This window comes from Mesorhizobium sp. CNPSo 4670 (genome assembly GCF_057784235.1).
Window position 1 is genome coordinate 186,616 of sequence record NZ_JBWJFQ010000007.1, and the last position, 12,749, is coordinate 199,364.

Annotated in this window: 16 protein-coding genes; 6 read left to right on the top strand and 10 right to left on the bottom strand. The window is 63.3% G+C overall.

Translation table 11 applies throughout. The features are described 5' to 3' along the window. Window positions 1–16: 16 nt before the first annotated feature. Window positions 17–577: a ubiquinol-cytochrome c reductase iron-sulfur subunit gene (gene petA, locus AC0ZT5_RS14715; RefSeq protein WP_013529984.1), complete on the bottom strand. Its 561-nt coding sequence runs from the start codon at window positions 575–577 to the stop codon at window positions 17–19. A gap of 313 nt (window positions 578–890) precedes the next feature. Between petA and AC0ZT5_RS14720 the strand changes: the two genes are divergently transcribed. After that, entirely contained in the window at window positions 891–1,235 is a 345-nt protein-coding gene (locus tag AC0ZT5_RS14720; RefSeq protein ID WP_477289526.1) for a cupin domain-containing protein, read from the top strand. 58 nt (window positions 1,236–1,293) lie between these two features. Here AC0ZT5_RS14720 and AC0ZT5_RS14725 read toward each other — a convergent pair whose 3' ends face one another. From AC0ZT5_RS14725 to AC0ZT5_RS14745, 5 genes are read right to left on the bottom strand one after another with little or no spacing between them, the layout of a single operon-like run. Next, window positions 1,294–1,599 (bottom strand): DUF6665 family protein, encoded by a 306-nt coding sequence (locus AC0ZT5_RS14725; RefSeq protein ID WP_488497020.1) that lies wholly within the window; start codon window positions 1,597–1,599, stop codon window positions 1,294–1,296. 1 nt (window position 1,600) lies between these two features. Next, window positions 1,601–2,068 (bottom strand): GNAT family N-acetyltransferase, encoded by a 468-nt coding sequence (locus AC0ZT5_RS14730; protein WP_488497021.1) that lies wholly within the window; start codon window positions 2,066–2,068, stop codon window positions 1,601–1,603. Between the two features lie 19 nt (window positions 2,069–2,087). Then, window positions 2,088–3,971 (bottom strand): ABC transporter ATP-binding protein, encoded by a 1,884-nt coding sequence (locus AC0ZT5_RS14735; protein ID WP_488497076.1) that lies wholly within the window; start codon window positions 3,969–3,971, stop codon window positions 2,088–2,090. A 10-nt stretch (window positions 3,972–3,981) separates the two neighbouring features. After that, complete coding sequence (locus AC0ZT5_RS14740) at window positions 3,982–5,865, bottom strand: ABC transporter ATP-binding protein (protein WP_488497022.1); 1,884 nt, start codon at window positions 5,863–5,865, stop codon at window positions 3,982–3,984. A gap of 28 nt (window positions 5,866–5,893) precedes the next feature. Then, a complete protein-coding gene (locus tag AC0ZT5_RS14745; RefSeq protein WP_488497023.1) occupies window positions 5,894–6,334 on the bottom strand; it encodes a hypothetical protein in 441 nt (146 codons plus the stop codon). 422 nt (window positions 6,335–6,756) lie between these two features. Between AC0ZT5_RS14745 and AC0ZT5_RS14750 the strand changes: the two genes are divergently transcribed. Both AC0ZT5_RS14750 and soxR read left to right on the top strand, forming a co-directional pair. Continuing rightward, window positions 6,757–7,215: a tRNA (cytidine(34)-2'-O)-methyltransferase gene (locus AC0ZT5_RS14750; RefSeq protein ID WP_488497024.1), complete on the top strand. Its 459-nt coding sequence runs from the start codon at window positions 6,757–6,759 to the stop codon at window positions 7,213–7,215. 134 nt (window positions 7,216–7,349) lie between these two features. Beyond that, window positions 7,350–7,793: a redox-sensitive transcriptional activator SoxR gene (gene soxR / locus AC0ZT5_RS14755; protein ID WP_488497025.1), complete on the top strand. Its 444-nt coding sequence runs from the start codon at window positions 7,350–7,352 to the stop codon at window positions 7,791–7,793. 28 nt (window positions 7,794–7,821) lie between these two features. On the opposite strand, the gene AC0ZT5_RS14760 is transcribed toward soxR, so the two are convergent. After that, entirely contained in the window at window positions 7,822–8,079 is a 258-nt protein-coding gene (locus AC0ZT5_RS14760) for a hypothetical protein (protein ID WP_477289533.1), read from the bottom strand. A gap of 124 nt (window positions 8,080–8,203) precedes the next feature. Between AC0ZT5_RS14760 and hemF the strand changes: the two genes are divergently transcribed. The 3 genes from hemF (at window position 8,204) to AC0ZT5_RS14775 (ending at window position 10,105) form a co-directional block, all read left to right on the top strand. Then, on the top strand, window positions 8,204–9,118 hold the full coding sequence (hemF, locus tag AC0ZT5_RS14765; protein WP_488497026.1) for an oxygen-dependent coproporphyrinogen oxidase: 915 nt from the start codon (window positions 8,204–8,206) through the stop codon (window positions 9,116–9,118). Window positions 9,119–9,431: 313 nt separating this feature from the next. After that, window positions 9,432–9,692: a DUF1344 domain-containing protein gene (locus AC0ZT5_RS14770; protein ID WP_095091696.1), complete on the top strand. Its 261-nt coding sequence runs from the start codon at window positions 9,432–9,434 to the stop codon at window positions 9,690–9,692. Between the two features lie 227 nt (window positions 9,693–9,919). After that, window positions 9,920–10,105 (top strand): DUF1059 domain-containing protein, encoded by a 186-nt coding sequence (locus AC0ZT5_RS14775; RefSeq protein ID WP_095090837.1) that lies wholly within the window; start codon window positions 9,920–9,922, stop codon window positions 10,103–10,105. Window positions 10,106–10,107: 2 nt separating this feature from the next. Here the strand turns inward: AC0ZT5_RS14775 and AC0ZT5_RS14780 are convergent, their stop codons facing one another. From AC0ZT5_RS14780 to AC0ZT5_RS14790, 3 genes are read right to left on the bottom strand one after another with little or no spacing between them, the layout of a single operon-like run. Continuing rightward, window positions 10,108–11,373: a CCA tRNA nucleotidyltransferase gene (locus AC0ZT5_RS14780; protein ID WP_488497027.1), complete on the bottom strand. Its 1,266-nt coding sequence runs from the start codon at window positions 11,371–11,373 to the stop codon at window positions 10,108–10,110. Beyond that, window positions 11,370–12,002, bottom strand: coding sequence for a CoA pyrophosphatase (locus AC0ZT5_RS14785; RefSeq protein WP_488497028.1), 633 nt, complete (start codon window positions 12,000–12,002; stop codon window positions 11,370–11,372). Before AC0ZT5_RS14785 ends, AC0ZT5_RS14780 begins: the two co-directional genes overlap by 4 nt. After that, the gene (locus AC0ZT5_RS14790) at window positions 12,002–12,631 is read right to left on the bottom strand and encodes a DUF1285 domain-containing protein (protein WP_488497077.1); all 630 of its coding nucleotides are present in this window, start codon (window positions 12,629–12,631) and stop codon (window positions 12,002–12,004) included. Before AC0ZT5_RS14790 ends, AC0ZT5_RS14785 begins: the two co-directional genes overlap by 1 nt. Window positions 12,632–12,749 lie beyond the last annotated feature (118 nt).

Genomic DNA, 12,749 nt, shown 5'->3' on the forward strand with positions numbered 1-12,749 from the left:
CGAAATATCCCCTGCCTCAACCGATAAGGATCTTGGTATCGGAAATGAATTTGAATACCGGCACTGCCATGTTCTCGGGCGCCGGGCCTTTGCGGATGCGGCCGGCCGTGTCGTATTGCGAACCGTGACACGGGCAGAACCAGCCGCCGAAATCGCCTTCCTGGCCGAGCGGAATGCAGCCCAGATGTGTGCAGACCTGGACCATCACCATCCAGGCTTCCTTGCCGGGCGTGGTGCGGTTTGCGTCGGTCGCCGGCGCGTCGGCTGGAAGATTGGCGTTGCGGGCGATCGGGTCCTTGAGGTCTGCCAGCTTGACCGCCTCGCCGTCCTTCATCTCCTGCTCGGTGCGGTTGCGCACCACGACAGGCTTGCCGCGCCATTTGACGATCAGCGACATGCCCGGCGTCAGCGAGGCGACGTCGACCTCGACGGAGGCCAATGCCAGCGTCGAGGCGTCGGGGCGCATCTGGTCGATGAACGGCCATGCGAAAGCGCCCGCGCCGACCACAGCGGCCATGCCGGTGGCGACGTAGAGAAAATCACGACGGTTGGGATCCTGGGTGTCGGTTGCGCTCACGAGTGCCTGATCCTTTCGCCTCTTCCGCGCCGGTGGCTGAGCCTTGTTCCCCGCTCAATTGCGCCAACCCGACAGCGCATGGCGAACAGGCTTGCGAATTCCTCCGGCATTTGGACTTCGGTTTATGCGTGAAGCCCGTTTTTGTCCAGACGGGTGAAGGCACAAGGGCAGATTGTCGCGGGGACAAAATCCGCCGCCTGGCAGCGCGACGCCGAATGGCCACTGAGGATCGCTAAACAACAGGGAAACAACCGCAATTCCGGGGTTCGCGTCTACCTCGACACCGGACACCGGCCCGGTTTATCCTTGGCACATGGCACACGTCATAGACCGCGACACATGGGCTGTTCGCTCGGACGGCTGGAAGGGCGAGCTCCAATGCGGCGCCTACGGCTCCAACTCCTGCCTGATCTTCAACTATCTGCCTGATGTCGGCGGCGGTCCCCGGCTCCACACCCATCCCTACGCAGAGATCTTCATCATCCGCCAGGGCACCGGCCTGTTCACGGTCGGCGACCAGGAGATCGAGGCCTTTGCCGGCCAGATCGTGATCGTTCCGCCCAACACGCCCCACAAATTCACCAATCTCGGCCCGGGCCCGCTGGAAACCACCGACATCCACGAGAACGGCACCTTCATCACCGAATGGCTGGAATGACCATGATCTCGAAAAGCGGGAACCGCTTTTCGCTGGAGATCATGGTCGAACATACGAGCTACTTGGCGCCGAGCCTGACCAGAACCGCCTTCGGGATGTTGTATTCACGGATGACGGCGTCATGCCTTCGCAATCCGCACAGTTCGCGCTGGATGAAATAGCCGTGCACCGCCTCTGCGGCTTCCTTGAGGAGCCGGGGACGCAGGCGCTCGTCGCCATTGTCGCGCAGCCTCGCCAGCGTTTCCTCGACCCGCTGGCCGGCGCGGCCGAGCGCGGCCGCCTTCTCGGCCAGGATTTCATGGCCGAGCGCGTCGAAGGCGGCTTCGGCAGCCGAGGCGCCGGCGGATGGCGGACGCAGCGACATTTCAGCCTCCTTTCCCAAAAATCATGCGGTGTGTAACGAATTCTTCGCCCATCACCGGCCGGAAGCCAAGCCGCTCATAGAACGCGAAGGCTTCTTGCGGCGCGCGGGTGTTCAGCGCGGCGAAATGCTGACGCGCCCTGTCGATGACGGTCTCGACCAGCATGCGGCCAAGACCGGTGCGGCGGTGGCGCGCGCTCACGAACAGGTGCCGGACCCGGCCGTGGTCCCTGGCCTCGAAATAAGGATCGATGTTCAGCCCGCACACGCCGGCAAGGTCCCGGCCATGCCATGATCCGTACAGCGCCTCGCCCCGCTTCAGGAACTTGTTGCGGCCGCTCGCCCAGCCATCCGCCAGGCGCACCAGCATCCAGTAGCCCTCCAGCCGGCTCTCCTCCTTCAGCGCATCGAAGGCCGGCGTGGTTGGCCGGAGCCGCTTGAGCACATAGCCGACCTCCGCCGATCCACTCATGACCTCACTCCGCTGCCCCCTATTCCGCCGGGCGTGTCTCTTCGAGCACGCTTTCCTCGTGATAGAGGAAGCCGCCGGACTGCCGCGTCCACAGCCGTGCATAGAGCCCGTCGAGCGCCACCAGTTCGTCATGCGTGCCTTGTTCGACGATGCGGCCGCCGTCGAGCACCACCAGCCGGTCGAGCGCGGCGATGGTCGACAGCCGGTGGGCGATGGCGATGACCGTCTTGTCCTCCATCAGCAGCGCCAGATTCTCTTGGATCGCCGCCTCGATGTCCGAGTCCAGCGCCGACGTCGCCTCATCGAGGATCAGGATCGGCGCGTCCTTGAGGAAGACGCGGGCTATTGCCACGCGCTGGCGCTGGCCGCCCGACAGTTTGACGCCGCGCTCGCCGACAAAGGCCTCGTAGCCGGCACGGTCCCGGTTGTCGCGAAGACCCACGATGAATTCGTGCGCCTCGGCCTTCCTGGCCGCCGCGATCACCTCGGCATCGGTCGCGTCAGGCATGCCGAGCTTGATGTTGTCGCGCAGCGAACGGTGGAACAGTGCCGTGTCCTGGCTGACGACACCGATATTGGCGCGCAGCGAATTCTGCGTCACACCAGCGACGTCCTGGCCGTCGATGGTGATGGACCCGCTTTCCAGATCGTAGAGCCGCAGGATCAGATTGGCGAGCGTCGTCTTGCCGGCGCCGGAGGGTCCAACCAGCCCGACCTTCTCACCCGGCCGCACGACTAGGTCGATGCCGTTGAGCACGCCGAACCCCTTGCCGTAGTGGAACTCGACATTCTTCACCTCGATGCGCCCACCGGCCACCACGAGTCCTTTTGCGCCGGGCGCATCGGTGAGACCGAGCGGCTGCGAGACCAGCGCCTTGGAGTTTTCCAGCACACCGAGATTACGCAATATGCCGTTGAGCTGCATCATCACCCGGCCGAGCAGCATGTTGAGCCGCAGCACCAGCGACAGCGTGAAGGCGACCGCACCGACGGTGATCGAGCCCTCGACCCAGAGATAGACGGCAAAGCAACCGATCGTCGTGATCATGATACCCGACAGTGTTGTCAGCGCCATACGCACGCCGGTCAGCCGGCGGGTGAAAGGGCGCAGCGCGTCGAGATAGATGTCGAAGCCGTTCTTGATATAGCGGTCGTCGCCATCGGCCGAGAACAGTTTCAGCGTCTGCACGTTGGAATAGGAATCGACGATGCGGCCGGTGATCATCGAGCCGGCTTCGGCGGTTTCCTCGGCGTGCTTGCGGATTGCCGGCAGATAGAGCTTGGCCAGCCAGCCGAAGGCGGAAATCCAGATCACCACCAGCACCGCCAGCCTGAGGTCCAGCCCGGCGACCAGCGCCAGCGTCGTCACCGTGTAGACGATCATGAACCAGATGACCTCGATGAAGCTTTCCATCAGGTCGCCGGTGGCTTGGCCCGCCTGCCAGACCTTGGTGGCGATGCGGCCGGCGAAATCGTTCTGGAAGAAGGCGTAGGACTGACGCGACACGTACCGGTGCGCCTGCCAGCGCACCAGATTGTAGAAGCCGGGCGTGATTGTCTGTTCGTCGACCAGCGCCGACAGGCCGACGACGATGGTGCGGATCACCAGCACCACCGCGATCATGAACACCAGTTCGGGGCCGGCGGCATTCCACAGCGCGTGCCAGCTGCGCTCGCCGGGAAGCTGGTCGAGAATGTCGACCAGCCGCCCGACGAAGTAGAACAGGCCCGCTTCGACCAGCGGTGCGATGCCGCCGATGAGCAGCATGGCGAAAAAGGCGAATTTCGCCTGGCCGACATAGTGCCAGAGAAAACCGCCGACGCTGGTCGGTGGCCGAAGATTCGCCGGCTCTCTGAACGGATAGACCCAGTTCTCGAACCAGCGATAGACGGCTGTCATCATGCGGCGGCCATCATTCTGCGGCTTGCCCCTTTGCAAGTGCGTCATTGGCGGCATCGGCCGGGCCGTCGTCGATCAGGAACCCGCCCGACTGACGCTGCCAGAGCTGCGCGTAGAGCCCGCCCTGGGCGACGAGTTCCTCGTGCGAACCTTCTTCGATGACGTGGCCCTTGTCCATCACCACCAGCCTGTCCATCGCCGCGATGGTCGACAGCCGGTGCGCGATGGCGATGACGGTCTTGCCTTGCATGAGCTTGTAGAGATTCTCCTGGATGGCCGCTTCAGCCTCGGAATCGAGCGCGGACGTCGCCTCGTCAAGGATAAGTATAGGTGCGTCCTTCAACATAACGCGAGCAATGGCGATGCGTTGCCGCTGGCCGCCGGACAATTTGACGCCGCGATCGCCGACATGGGCGTCGAATCCCTTGCGGTCCTTGGCATCCGAAAGCCCGGAGATGAAGTCCAGCGCCTCGGCGCGCCGCGCCGCCTCGACGAGCAGCTCGTCGCTGGCGTCAGGCCGGCCATAAAGGATGTTTTCGCGCACCGAACGATGTAGCAGCGAGGTGTCCTGCGTGACCATGCCGATCTGGGCGCGCAGCGAATCCTGCGTCACGCCGGCGATCTCCTGGCCGTCGATCAGGATCCGGCCAGCTTCCAGGTCGTAGAAGCGCAGCAGGAGGTTGACCAGCGTCGACTTGCCGGCGCCCGATCGGCCGACAATGCCGACCTTCTCGCCCGGCTTCACCGTCAGCGACAGGCCCTCGATGACACCTTTCTGCTTGCCGTAGTGGAAACGGATGTCGTCGAAGCGGATCTCGCCCCTGGTGACGGCGATGTCCTTTGCCCCAGGCCGGTCCTCGACCAGGCGCGGCAACGAGATCGAGGCGATGCCGTCCTGCACCGTGCCGATGTTCTCGAACAGGCCCGACATTTCCCACATGATCCACTGCGACATGCCCCACATCCGGAGCACCAGCCCGATGACCACGGCGACAGCGCCGATCGTCACGGCCTGTCCCAGCCACAGCCATAGCGACAGCGCGGTGACGGAGAACAGCAGCAGCGCGTTCAGGATATAGAGGACGCCATACAGCACCGTCACCAGCCGCATCGACCGGTAGACCGTCTCGAGGAAGCCGGCCATCCCCTCCTTGGCGAAGGATGCTTCGCGGCGTGCGTGGCTGAAGAGCTTGACCGTCTGGATGTTGCTGTAGCTGTCGACGACGCGGCCGGTCATGGTCGATCGCGCATTGGCCTGTTCTTCGCCGACCTTGCCCAGCCGCGGAATGAAATAGCGCAGCAGCAGGACATAGCCGACGAGCCAGACGACAAGCGGCGTTGCCAGCCGCCAGTCGGCCGAGCCGACGATGAACAGCATGCCGAGGAAATAGACGATGACGTAGTTCAGCACATCGATCAGCTTGATGACGCATTCGCGCACGGCAAGCGCCGTCTGCATCAGCTTGGTGGCGATGCGGCCGGCGAACTCGTCCTGGTAGAAGCTCATCGATTGCTTGAGCAGGTAGCGGTGCACCTGCCAGCGTATGCGCATGGGATAGTTGCCCATCAGCGTCTGCTGGTTGAGCAGCGAATGGAGCCACACCGTGCCGGGGAGCGCGAACAGCACGATGAACGCCATGCCGGCGAGCTTCCAGGCTTCCGTCTGCAAGAAGGTTTCGCGATTCTGCCCTGACAGCCAGTCGACGATGCGGCCCAGGAAGCCGAACATCCACACTTCGGCGATGGCGATGGCCGTCACCAGCACCGCGTCGAGAAGGATATAGGGCCAGGCCCCGCGTGTGTAATGCACGCAGAAGGCGACCAGCGTCTTGGGCGGCTCGACCGGTTCCGCTGCCGGGAACGGATCGAGCCTTTTTTCAAACCAGCCGAACAACATAAGTCATGCTCACAAATCTGTTTTCCGCTCACGCGGCATGGGAACGTACGAAGTCGCCAGACCGCTCGGCGTCAAGGACCGATGGCTCGGAATCGTCCGAGCCATCGGTCCTGCTTCGCGCTATATAGGGGCTAGCAGGCTTTTCGCCGACAGCCGAGCTTGTCGATCCTGACGGTGCGGGGTCGACAACCCGGATCTTCGGCCCCGGCCGGATCAGCCGGATGATCCGGCGCACCAGCGACGGCCGGCTCGGGTCGGGGACCGCGTGCGAGAAATCGACATCCGGCAGCATGCCGCGATGCGGCCGGCGGCGGACTTCGGCATGAACGGCTGACGAATAGGTGTCGCCGATCAACAGCGCCCAGGTCGGCATCCGGTGGATATGCAGGCTCCTTGAGCCAGGTATTCTGTAGCGATCGAACATCGGTCCGTCCTCCGTGTGAAAATAGAGATAAAAAGGCGAATCCATATCGTCCGCCGGCATTCGGCCGGAGGCACTGATGGCGTCGGTCTGGACATGACGCCGAGCGTCAGTCTGGACACGACAAGCGTCGGTCTGGACACGTTCAGGCGGGGCGTTCAGCCCCTTTGACAGTTTGAAAAACATCGCAGGATTCCTTCGAGAGCCGAAAAAGCGTTTCGGCGGGAATCGGTGCGATCAAGTCTTAGAGAGTCAGGAGAACCGTCGTACCGAAACCGCCGTGGGGCGTGCAAGCCCACAAGAGGGGCGCTGGATGTGCATGGTCATCATGAATTCCCCCTCCATCGGTTCGGGTTGACAATGGACCTGACATATCCGACTTCGCAGAAAATGGCCACCCGCAGGTCCAGCAATTTCCAAAACCGCGAGCCTGCTGTGGCCGATCTGCCACTTATTAGAAGGATGCGGAAATGAACGATCGTCTCCGCGTCGCGCTCTACCAGCCTGACATCGCCGGCAACACCGGCACAATCCTGCGCTTTGCCGCTTGCCTCGGCCTTGGCGTCGACATCATCGAACCCGCCGGCTTTCCGCTCTCCGACCGGGCGCTGAAGCGAGCCGGCATGGATTACCTCGAAATGGCCGACCTGACCCGGCATGTCGATTGGCACGCCTTCGAGGACTGGCGCAGGGCCGGCTCCCGCCGGCTGGTGCTTCTGTCGACCAAGGCCGCGATTCCCTACACGAGCTTTGCCTTCGCCAGCGGTGACATTCTTTTGTTCGGCCGCGAATCCGCAGGCGTGCCGGATGCTGTCCATCAAGCGGCGGATGCGCGGCTGACCATCCCCATGCAGGGTGCCGCGCGCAGCATCAACGTCGCGCTGTCCGTCGCCATGGTGGCGGGTGAAGCCATCCGGCAACTCAGCTAGGAGTTCGCTGGCAACCCCCGTCAATTTGACCCAGGCGCACATCGCCCTCTCCTTTATTTGCACATCCTGGGTTTCTTGCTACAAGCTCAACTTAACTTGAGGTCAAGCGATAAAATCGAGGCGGGAAAGCAAGGATGGCACCGGTAACGGAATTAACGGTCGGCCAGGTGGCGATGCGCAGCGGGGTGGCGGTGTCGGCGCTGCATTTCTATGAGGCGCGCGGCCTGATCCGCAGCCACCGCACGTCAGGCAACCAGCGCCGCTACGGCCGCGACGTGCTGCGGCGCGTGGCGATCATCAAGGTCGCGCAGGAGGTCGGCATCTCGCTGGCCGAGATCGGTGCCGCATTGGAATCCCTGCCCGAGGGCCGCACGCCGACGCGCGACGACTGGAACCTTTTGTCGACCGCCTGGCGTGACGGGCTCGATCACAAGATCGCCCAGTTGAAGAAACTGCGCGACGGGCTGACCGACTGTATCGGCTGCGGCTGCATGTCGATCGACAAATGCCCGTTGCGGAACAAGGGAGACCGCCTAGCGAAGGAAGGCACGGGGGCGAGAAGGTTGGTTGCTGGCTGAACCCCTTTATAGGGAGGCCTGCTGCACTTCAATCCGCCGCCGGCAGCCGCCTGATGGTGAATTCGATCAGGTCGCCCGGACGCTCGAACCAGCTTTCGATCTCGGTCCAGTAGGCCTGCTTGGGAAAGCGCTCGAACCATTCCTTGGCCTTGAGGCGCGCATCGGAGCGCGGCAGCACGAAGGTCTCACGCAAAAACCCGTCGCGCGGCATGCGCGCGCGCTCGTTCCGGCTTCGGTCGAGCCTTTTCTTCAGGCCATCCAGCGGTGGTCTTGCCGGGGTGCGCACGAAACAGCTCCTTGCACCTTAATGACGCTTGGACACTTGACCCTTGCCCCTAAGAGATTAGGGATCGCGCCGGCAAAAGACGAGTCATTTGTAGGGACTCGCCCCCAGCAACCGGAGACGACACTTGGAACGACCTGAAATACCGGCAGGCCTGCCCGCCGACATCGAACAGAAGAAGATGAAGGCGCGCCTGTGGTTCGAGGCGCTGCGCGAACGCATCTGTGACGCGTTAGAGCAGATCGAGCAGGATCTTGGCGGCCCGCTGGCCTCTTGGTCGCCAGGCCGTTTCGAAAAGACGCCATGGGAGCGCGACGAGGGCCGCGGCGGCGGCGGCACCATGTCGATGATGCACGGTCGCGTCTTCGAGAAGATCGGCGTCCACACCTCGACGGTCTATGGCGAGTTCTCGCCCGAATTCAGGAAGCAGATGCCCGGCGCCGAGGAAGACCCGCGCTTCTGGGCCAGCGGCATTTCGCTGATCGCGCATCCCTGGAACCCCAACGTTCCGGCCGTGCACATGAACACCCGCATGGTCGTCACGTCTAGGCAATGGTTCGGCGGTGGCGCCGATTTGACGCCGGTGCTCGACCGCCGGCGCACCCAGGACGATCCCGACACCATCGCCTTCCACCGGGCCATGCAGTTCGCTTGCGAGAAGAGCCCCGAGGTGGCCGATTATCCGAAATTCAAGGCTTGGTGCGACGAGTATTTCTACCTGCCGCACCGCAACGAGCCGCGTGGCACCGGCGGCATCTTCTTCGACTGGCTGCATTCGGGCGAGGACAAAGGCGGCTGGAACGCCGATTTCAACTTCGTCCAGGATGTCGGACGATCCTTTCTCGTCGTCTACGGCCACCTCGTGCGCGCCAACTTCAACGAGAACTGGACCGATGGCGACCGCGACGAACAGCTCATCCGGCGTGGCCGCTATGTCGAATTCAACCTGCTTCACGATCGCGGCACCATCTTCGGACTGAAGACCGGCGGCAATGTCGCCTCGATCCTCTCCAGCCTGCCGCCCGAGGTCCGCTGGCCGTAACAAAAAGGTGAGCGCGATGTGAGCCGCATTGATGTCCCATTTGCTCGAAATGGGCATGGAATGTGGCATGGAGCATCCCGAAAGATTTCTTTTTCGTCTAATAGGCGATTGAAAAGGCTGGCCTATTTGCTGCGCCGGGTCGGGAAGCGCCGGCGGTTCGCCTGAGCGCAATTCTAGGGAAACTGTGAAACCGTTTTCCGTCCGGAATTGCGTCAAAGCAACGCGAGCCGCGACCCGACGCGACCGGACGGCCCAGACGATGCGGGACATCTTCGTCAAAAAGGATACCCGCCTTTTCCAGGAGTACTTCGCAATGCGCAAGATCATTGTTTCGGCGGCCGCCGCTGCCCTTCTCGCTTCCGGTTCGGTGGCATTCGCCGCCGTCAAGCACACCACCGGAACGATCAAGACCTTTGACGCAACGGCCATGAGCCTTGTCCTCGATGACGGATCGTCTTTTACGCTTCCCAAGACCTTCAAGGATCCTGGCCTTCAGGTCGGTGAAAAGGTTCGCGTCTCATGGGAGATGAGCGGCAAGAACAAGGTTGCCGAGGCCGTCAAGATCGCAAAGTGACAGCCTGCCTGCCACAGCAGGACGAGACGATCTCTGGTCCTGTTTCGGGGTAGCGTAAGAGGGCGGAGCAGCGCTGCTCCGCCTTTTCGCCGTTGACTGCGACCAATGCCGCCCCATCTGTGTTATGCTGTTCCCCCGCTCGCGGCCCCAAGTTCCCATCCTGGATTTGGACCATGAGCCAAAAAACTATCGGAGCCTCAGGCTCCGCGGAGGAAAGGAGAAATCCCATGAAACAATTTCACTGCGGGTCGCTCGTGCCCGGCTGTGACTGGCACACGCGTGCCGACGAGGAGGCCGAGGTCATGCGCCGTGCCGTAGAGCACATGCGCGAGACCCATGGCGAGGCGGTCATCCGCGAGACGATGATCGAGGCGATCCGCTCGCGCATCGAGAAGACCCGCGACGCTGCGTGACTTCAGCCTGCTTTCAAGGCTTCCGCGGCGCGTTCAAGCAGCGCGCCGCGATCGGGCGAAAAGCCCGCTTCGACCCATTCCGTCTCAAGGTTCTTGAGGATTTCCCCAAGCTTTGGCCCTGGAGTTGCGCCGAGCCGCGTCAGATCGGCGCCCTTTAGCGGAAACAACGGCTTTTCCCATTTCAGGGCGAAGGCAAGCAGGCGCGAAAAGCCGCCGGCTTCGAGCAGCGCGTCATTGTCCTGGACGGCGCGCATCCGCGCGCCCGCAAGCGACAGCCGCAGGCGGTCGACGAACCCTTGCCGGTCGCCGCGATAGAGCCGCTTTGCCATTTCGCGCTCGGTCGTCTTTGGCTCGGCGGCGGTGGCCAACGTCCAGTGGCGCAGGCGATCCGCTTCGGCGGTCGAAAATTTGAGCCGCTCGGCGAGCGTCTTCATACGCGCGGCATCTGGCGGCACGATCGCTTCCAGCCTAAGCAGCGGGTCAGGTGCCCAGTCCAGATTCTTCTCGGCCTTGGTCAGCGCATGGATCGCGTCGATGCCCCATTTCTCGCTTTCCGGCAGCGCGGCGGTCAACACGCCGGCCTGCCGCATCCAGAGCAACGCCCGCGAAGGATCGGGCGCCGACAGAAGCTTCTTCAGTTCCGACCAGATGCGCTCGGCCGAAAGCTGGGCCAGCCCTTCCTTCAGCCGGGCACAGGCTTTCAAGCCCTCGGCATCCGGCCGGCCATCGCCATACCAGGCGAAGAAGCGGAAGAAGCGCAGGATGCGCAGATAATCCTCGCGGATGCGCGCTTCCGGATCGCCGATGAAGCGCAACCGGCGCGCCTCGATGTCGGCGATGCCGCCGACCAGGTCGATCACCGTGCCATCGGCCTCGGCATAGAGCGCGTTGATGGTGAAGTCGCGCCGCTCGGCGTCAAGCTTCCAGTCGCTCCCGAACGACACCTTGGCGCGACGGCCATCGGTCTCGACATCGGCACGCAAAGTGGTGATCTCATAGGGCTTGCCGCCGGCGACCACGGTGATCGTCCCATGCTCGATGCCGGTCGGAACCGCCTTGAAGCCTTCCGCCTCGGCGCGGCGGATTGTTTCCTGCGGCAGACACGTGGTGGCGATGTCGATGTCGGCGACCGGCTGGCCCATCAGCGTGTTGCGTACCGCGCCACCGGCAACACGCGCCTCTTCACCGCCTTGCGCCAATGCGGCAAGCAGGCGCTGCAGGTGCTTGTCGCCGAGCCACTTGGCCCGGCCCGCGATAGAGACATTCACGCATAGAGCCTTTCGTAAAGCGTACGGATGATGCCGGCGGTGACGCCCCAGATGCGCCGGTCGCCATAGGGCATGTCGTAGAAGAACCATTCGAGATCGTTCCACATGCGGCTGTCGCGCTTGTGGTTGGCCGGGTCCATCAGGAAACGCAGCGGCACTTCGAAGGCGGCATCGACCTCGTCGGCATTCAAGGTGAGCTGGAAACCGGGCCGTACGATGCCCAGCACCGGCGCGATGCGGTAGCCGCTGCCGGCGACATAATCGGGCATGCGGCCGATGATCTCGATGCGATCCTGGGCAAGGCCGATTTCCTCGAAGGTCTCGCGCACAGCCGCCGCTTCCGGACTGGCATCGGTCGCATCGATGGTGCCGCCGGGAAAGGCCACCTGCCCCGAATGATCGCGCAGCCTTTCGGCCCGTTTGGTCAACACAACCGTCGCTTCGCCCTCATGATCGACCACCGGGATCAGCACCGCGGCATTGCGCAGCGGCTTGCCCTGGTTGAGGCGCGGATGGCCGGGATTGAAGCGATGATCGCCATAGTCGTCGCCGGCATGCGCGTCCGGCTGCGCGGCAAAGCGCGCGCGAAAATCCGCTGCGGAAAACGGCGCCGGCGACATCTTGTCCATCACGCGCTCAGCCGCTTCAGCTGGTCCGCCGGCATGATCGCAAACACCGCGCCCTTCGAGCGCACGGCGAACATGGTCTTGCCGTCGATCTCGATCTCCTCGCCATGTCCGACCAGCTCATACATCACCGGCCGCGCAACCAGCGCTTCCAGCCGGCCGCGCACCAGCACATAGGGTTTCAGGCCACCGGTCTCGCTCTCGTCAACGAAGCGCAGCGGCCGTTCCGGTCCGGCTTCGACGACATCGCCGACATTGGTGCGAAAGGTGATGATCTGTCCGTCGCCGCTGCCCGAAACATCCATCTCGACGGCGATGAACGGCGCGTCGGCGACGCGGATGCCGACCCGTTCCACCGGTGTCACCAGATAGGTCCTGCCGTCCGCGTCCTTGCGCAGCACCGAGGAGAAAAGCTGCACCAGCGGCATGCGCCCGATCGGCGTGCCCAGATAAAACCAGGTGCCGTCAGCCTTGATTTCCATGTCGAGATCGCCGCAGAAGTCGGGATTCCAGCGCTCGACCGGCGCCGCGCCCTTGCCGGCGCGGGCCGCGCGCGAAATCAGCGCCTCGAGACCGCGCGCCTCGGTGGCGGTCGTAAGGCTTTGCTGGCGATGTTCGGAGTGTTCCGTCATGGTCACGAAATAGTCACTGTTGTTGCGCTTGTCAGCCTAAGTCTGTGATTTAAGTTTTGACATAGGCGCCACGCGAGGCCGAATCGCGGCAACCTATGCTATGGTGCGTGCCGGTATT

Excerpts from the sequence above, each read along its gene's own strand:
- AC0ZT5_RS14720 (WP_477289526.1), top strand. The coding sequence starts at position 891 with ATGGCACACGTCATAGACCGCGACACATGGGCTGTTCGCTCGGACGGC.
- AC0ZT5_RS14725 (WP_488497020.1), bottom strand. The coding sequence starts at position 1,599 with ATGTCGCTGCGTCCGCCATCCGCCGGCGCCTCGGCTGCCGAAGCCGCC.
- AC0ZT5_RS14730 (WP_488497021.1), bottom strand. The coding sequence starts at position 2,068 with ATGAGTGGATCGGCGGAGGTCGGCTATGTGCTCAAGCGGCTCCGGCCA.
- AC0ZT5_RS14735 (WP_488497076.1), bottom strand. The coding sequence starts at position 3,971 with ATGATGACAGCCGTCTATCGCTGGTTCGAGAACTGGGTCTATCCGTTC.
- AC0ZT5_RS14740 (WP_488497022.1), bottom strand. The coding sequence starts at position 5,865 with ATGTTGTTCGGCTGGTTTGAAAAAAGGCTCGATCCGTTCCCGGCAGCG.
- AC0ZT5_RS14745 (WP_488497023.1), bottom strand. The coding sequence starts at position 6,334 with ATGGATTCGCCTTTTTATCTCTATTTTCACACGGAGGACGGACCGATG.
- AC0ZT5_RS14750 (WP_488497024.1), top strand. The coding sequence starts at position 6,757 with ATGAACGATCGTCTCCGCGTCGCGCTCTACCAGCCTGACATCGCCGGC.
- soxR (WP_488497025.1), top strand. The coding sequence starts at position 7,350 with ATGGCACCGGTAACGGAATTAACGGTCGGCCAGGTGGCGATGCGCAGC.
- AC0ZT5_RS14770 (WP_095091696.1), top strand. The coding sequence starts at position 9,432 with ATGCGCAAGATCATTGTTTCGGCGGCCGCCGCTGCCCTTCTCGCTTCC.
- AC0ZT5_RS14775 (WP_095090837.1), top strand. The coding sequence starts at position 9,920 with ATGAAACAATTTCACTGCGGGTCGCTCGTGCCCGGCTGTGACTGGCAC.
- AC0ZT5_RS14785 (WP_488497028.1), bottom strand. The coding sequence starts at position 12,002 with ATGGACAAGATGTCGCCGGCGCCGTTTTCCGCAGCGGATTTTCGCGCG.
- AC0ZT5_RS14790 (WP_488497077.1), bottom strand. The coding sequence starts at position 12,631 with ATGACGGAACACTCCGAACATCGCCAGCAAAGCCTTACGACCGCCACC.